The sequence below is a fragment of the Longimicrobium sp. genome (genome assembly GCF_036280135.1).
Lineage (GTDB): Bacteria > Gemmatimonadota > Gemmatimonadetes > Longimicrobiales > Longimicrobiaceae > Longimicrobium.
This window is the reverse complement of sequence record NZ_DASURI010000384.1, coordinates 1-4,790: the sequence shown is the minus strand read 5'-3', so window position 1 is coordinate 4,790 and position 4,790 is coordinate 1. Positions and strand designations below refer to the sequence as shown.

The 4,790-nt window shown below is 70.7% G+C and carries 6 protein-coding genes and 1 pseudogene; all 7 read right to left on the bottom strand.

Translation table 11 applies throughout. The annotated features are described in order from the left end of the window. Positions 1-65: 65 nt before the first annotated feature. Entirely contained in the window at positions 66-1,613 is a 1,548-nt protein-coding gene (locus VFZ20_RS11995) for a M20/M25/M40 family metallo-hydrolase (RefSeq protein ID WP_329684119.1), read from the bottom strand. A gap of 56 nt (positions 1,614-1,669) precedes the next feature. Continuing rightward, entirely contained in the window at positions 1,670-2,059 is a 390-nt protein-coding gene (locus tag VFZ20_RS11990) for a hypothetical protein (RefSeq protein WP_329684118.1), read from the bottom strand. A 38-nt stretch (positions 2,060-2,097) separates the two neighbouring features. After that, positions 2,098-2,580, bottom strand: coding sequence for a metallophosphoesterase family protein (locus VFZ20_RS11985; protein ID WP_329684117.1), 483 nt, complete (start codon positions 2,578-2,580; stop codon positions 2,098-2,100). Between the two features lie 48 nt (positions 2,581-2,628). After that, positions 2,629-3,018 carry a hypothetical protein gene (locus VFZ20_RS11980; protein WP_329684116.1) on the bottom strand — a complete coding sequence of 130 codons (390 nt, stop codon included), beginning with the start codon at positions 3,016-3,018 and terminating at the stop codon, positions 2,629-2,631. Then, positions 3,015-3,620 carry a flavin prenyltransferase UbiX gene (locus tag VFZ20_RS11975; protein ID WP_329684115.1) on the bottom strand — a complete coding sequence of 202 codons (606 nt, stop codon included), beginning with the start codon at positions 3,618-3,620 and terminating at the stop codon, positions 3,015-3,017. The genes VFZ20_RS11980 and VFZ20_RS11975 overlap by 4 nt, the downstream gene beginning before the upstream one ends. Further along, entirely contained in the window at positions 3,617-4,522 is a 906-nt protein-coding gene (locus VFZ20_RS11970; RefSeq protein ID WP_329684114.1) for a UbiA-like polyprenyltransferase, read from the bottom strand. The genes VFZ20_RS11975 and VFZ20_RS11970 overlap by 4 nt, the downstream gene beginning before the upstream one ends. Beyond that, a pseudogene (locus tag VFZ20_RS11965) lies at positions 4,509-4,790 on the bottom strand (hypothetical protein); the annotation flags it as partial. The pseudogene VFZ20_RS11965 and the gene VFZ20_RS11970, both read right to left, overlap by 14 nt.

The window sequence follows — 4,790 nt, the reverse complement described above, 5'->3', positions numbered from 1 at the left end:
ACTTCATCGCGCGATGAAGTACTCTGCTGCCTCTGCTCCCTCTGCGTGAAAATGCTTTGAATCTTTTACTGCAGGGTGCGGGCGGCGGGCTGACACGCGGGCCAGCGGCTGGGCTGGCCCTGCGGCGTCGCGGGAATCTCGCGCATGGTGCGCGGCATCCGCTGCGGGTCCTCCGACGCCTGGTACGCCAGCATGGCCAGCAGCACCGCGTTCCGGCGCACCTCGTCAAACACCACCTTGTCGTACGTGTCGCGGTTGGTGTGCCAGGTGTACGTGCCGTAGTCCCACGACCTGGACAGCAGCCAGAAGCCCGGCGCGCCCCGGCAGACGAACGACGAGTGGTCGCTGGAGCCCGCGCTGGGCAGCCCCGGGTCGTCCAGCTCGATCCCCTGCCCCAGCGACGGCGGCACGCGTGCCAGCCAGCGCCGAAAGAACGGCGCCGCGCCCGTAAAGCCCTGGAACGAGATGCGGTCGATGACACCCGTGCCCGTGTCCTGGTTCAGCAGCACCTGCATGCCGTCCACCACCTCCGGGTGGTCCTCGGCAAAGGCGCGCGAGCCGTTGAGCCCCTGCTCTTCCCCGCTCCACAGGCCCACGACGATGGTCCGGCGCGGGTTGGGATAGACGCGGCGGAGGATGCGCATCGCTTCCATCATCACCAGCACGCCCGTGCCGTTGTCGGTGGCGCCGGACGCCGCGTCCCACGAGTCGAAGTGGGCGCTGAGCACCACGTACTCGTTGGGCAGGCGGCGGCCGCGCACCATGGCGACCGTGTTCATGGCCTGCGCGGCGCCCGTGTACTCCGCCCGCGCGTCCACGCGCAGCGCGGGGCCCTGACCGTTCCGGGCCAGGCGAAAGAGCAGGCCGTAGTCCTCGCAGGTCACGTTCAGCACGGGGACGGCGGGCGTCGTGGCCATGTGCACGAACTCCGTGCCCCATCCGCCCGTCCAGTCGTTCGTCAGCACGCCCGCGGCGCCGGCCTGCCCCAGCACGTGCGTGAGCTCCTCCGGGCCCATGCCCCAGCGGGCAAGGCGACGCTCCCACGCGGTGTCCGTCCGCGCGATCTGCTGGGAGATGCCGGCCAGCGTCTCCGGCCGCGCCCACTGCTGCCAGTTCTCGATGGGGCGGCAGGTGACGGGGTTGGCATCCAGCAGCACGAACTTGCCCCGGACGGAGGCGAACCACGCGCGCAGCCCCACCGTGTCGGCCAGCTCCGGGAGCACGACGACGTCACCCGTGACAGGCCCGTCCGTGCCGCGGCTGTACGACAGCAGCCGCGCCTCCAGCGAGCGGACGCGCGGCTCCACGAGATCGACGTGCGCCGGCCCGCGCCGCCAGCCGATCCACTCCCCGTACGGCTCGTTGCGCGCCTCCGCGCCCCACGCCGACATCCGCGCCGCCGCCCACTCGTGCGCCGCCCGCTGCCCCGGCGACCCCGTGAGCCGCGGGCCGATGGAATCCAGCAGCGCGGCCGCCATGGGCTCCAGCTGGGAGCGTTGCATCCCCTCGTCCCAGATGGCGCGCAGCACGCGGTCGTTCGTGCGCCACTCCGTCTGCGCGGCGGCGGGGACGGCGGCCAGCAGCAGGCCGGCGATTGCGATGCGCTTGATCACGTCGGTGCGGAAAGCGGAAGTGCGATGGATGTCGATGGTGACCGAAGCCGCGCGGCTCACGGCGCCGGAGACGAGACGCGCCGCCGGACGAGATCATCCAGGTTGCTGATCGCCACCGCGATGAACATGGCCTCCGTGCAAGACCGGAGCAGGAGCAGCACCGGATGTCGCAGAGGAGACAGTGCGATCGCGTCCCAGAGCCACACCGGCAGCAGCAGGCCGGCCATGCGGCTGGCCACGTACACCAGCCCCGTCAGCATGGCCGGGAGGATGCTTCCGCGCGTCCGGCTGGACCACTGCACTCCGAACACGACGAACATCGGCGCGACGAAAACCACCCACGGCTGGACGGCCGCAAGGCACAGCAGCCCCAGGCCTGCGATCAACCTTCGTCGTGAGAACGGGCGTTCACGATCGGGGACGAAGGGGAGGGCTTCGGCGGGCATCGGATTCTGCACGTGGGAGATACGGCGGATGCGGACGATCAGCGCCCGTCTGGATCCAGGTCCACGAGTCGGGCCGTGGCGCGGCCGTCCGCCAGCTCGGCGAGCGCGACGGTCACGGGGTCCTTGAAGCGGCGCCGGCCCGCGCTCCCCGGGTTCACGGCCAGGACGGAACCGACTTGGCGGATCAGGGGCCGGTGCGAGTGGCCAAAGACGACGAGCCCCGCGTCCGGGTGCGCCGCGGCGGCCTTCTCGGGCGTGGGCGAGCCCAGCTGCATCCCGTGCAGCATGGCCACGCGCACGCCGCCCAGCTCCAGCCGCGCCACCTCCGGCACGCGGCCGCGGATGTCCATCCCATCCACGTTGCCCCACACGGCCGTGACGGGTGCGAGGGCCTGCAGCTCCGTGAGGATGTCCGCGTCGCCGATGTCGCCGGCGTGAAGGATGTGCTCCACGCCCGCGAACACCTCGAAGACCTGGGCGCGCAGCAGCCCGTGTGTGTCGGAGATGATGCCGATCTTCATCCGCCCCCTATCACGATGTCGTCGCCGCGCGGTTCGGCCCGCGCGGGCTCAGCGGTCCAGCCCCAGGTGGTGCTCGAAGAAGGGGAGCAGGTCGCCGCCGCCCTCCCCCGCCCGCGCCGAGCGCGTCATGGCGAACTCCCCCGCCAGCAGCGCCGTCAGCAGCAGCGCCGCGACCAGCAGGCCCAGCGACAGGGCGGCCGCGCCGCGCATGCGCCGCATGGCCGCCCGCGCGACGACGGCGGCGCACCCCAGGGCCAGGATGAACGCCGCCGGCGTCATGAAGAACTCCAGGGCCGTCCCCGACCCCGGCGCGTCCAGGTAGTAGAAGTCCCAGTACGCGCCCAGCACGTTCGCGAACAGCAGGGCCAGAACGAGCGCGCCGGCGGCCAGCACTGCCGTGGACGCCCAGCCCAGCCGCTCGGAGAGGAACGTCTTCACGCGGGGCGCTCGCCGCTCTTCCAGCGGTTGCCCACGTCGTGCGCCACCCGCAGGTGGTCCAGGATGCGCGCCACGACGAAGTCCACGAGGTCGTCGATGGACCGCGGCCGGTGGTAGAACCCCGGCGCGGCGGGCATGACGGTGGCCCCGGCCCGCGTGAGGCGCGTCATGTTCTCCAGGTGGAGGAGCGACAGGGGCGTCTCGCGCGGAACGAGGATGAGCGGGCGCCGCTCCTTGAGCGCCACGTCCGCCGCGCGCTCCACCAGGTTGCGCGACGTCCCCGCAGCGATGGAGGCCAGGGTGCCCATGGAGCACGGGCAGATCACCATCCCCGCGGACGGCGCGGAGCCGCTGGCGGGCGTGGCGCCGCGGTCCAGCGAGTCGTACAGCTCCACGCGCGACCAGTCGCCCGTGGCGGCGCGCAGGCCGTCTACGCCGTCGATCCCCGACTCTTCCTTGAGCAGCCGCAGCCCGTAGCCGCTCACGATGAGCCGCACGGGGGTGCCGCTGTCGTTCAGGGCGCGCAGCAGGCGCACGGCGTACGGCGCGCCCGACGCGCCCGTGATGCCGAACACGACCGGCGCGCCGGGAGAGGCACTCACGCGAAGAGCCTTTCCCCCAGCACGATCAAAAAGAAGACGACGGAGATGGCGCCGTTGATGTTGAAGAACGCCGCGTCGATCTTGGACAGGTCGTCGGACTTTACCAGGCTCTGCTCGTACAGCAGCATGCCCGCGATGATGGCCGTCCCCGTGAAGTACGCCGCGCCCAGCTCCGGCAGCAGGAACCCCAGCGACACGAACTGCGCGGCGCTCAGCAGGTGCAGCACGCGCGAGAACGCCAGCGCGCCTTTCAGGCCCAGCGCGGCGGGGATGGAGTGCAGGCCCTGGCTGCGGTCAAAGTCGATGTCCTGCAGCGAGTACAGGATGTCGAAGCCCGCCACCCAGCACAGCACGCCGCCCGCCAGCACCAGCAGCGCCGCCGGCGGCCGGCTCCACTCGCCCGCCACGGCCAGGTACGCGCCCACGGGGGCGATGGCCAGCGCCAGGCCCAGCACGAGATGGGCGAAGCGGGTGAAGCGCTTGGTGTAGCTGTAGAACAGGATCCACCCCAGCGCGAACGGGGCCAGCACCAGGCAGACGCGGTTGAGCATCGCCGCGCAGAAGATGAAGACGGCGCTGGCAGCCACCACGGCCGCCGTGGCCTCGCCCACGGACAGCTTGCCGGCGGGGATCTCGCGCATCTGCGTGCGCGGGTTGCGCGCGTCGATGGCGCGATCCACGATGCGGTTGAAGCCCATGGCCGCGAACCGCGCGCTGGTGAACGCGGCCAGGATCAGCAGCACGTCCCACGGGTCCACGCGGTGGTGGTACGACGCCAGCGTGGCACCCACCAGCGCGAACGGCAGGGCGAAGATGGTGTGCGGCAGCTTTACCAGGTTGCTGTAGTCGACGAGCCGCCCCCGCCCGCCGATGTGCTGCCCCTCGAGCCTATGTGTGGTCACTGCTTCGCGATCGGTTCACGGGTTGCTCTGCCTCGAGGAGAACTACATCCGCGAGGTCCTTCGGCCGTCCAGATGCTCGTTTGTTGACCAGCAGATGCTTTTTGCTGATGAAAGGGACAACGACACCTTCGAACTTGAGGTGCTCCCGCTCTCGCCACGCCTCGTCGAAGGTAAGTCCATCGACTTCTGTCAGGATATCGATACGGACAGGAACAACGCCGATTTGAAAGAAGAATCCCGGCCGCGCGAAATCTCCAGGCGTGAGGTT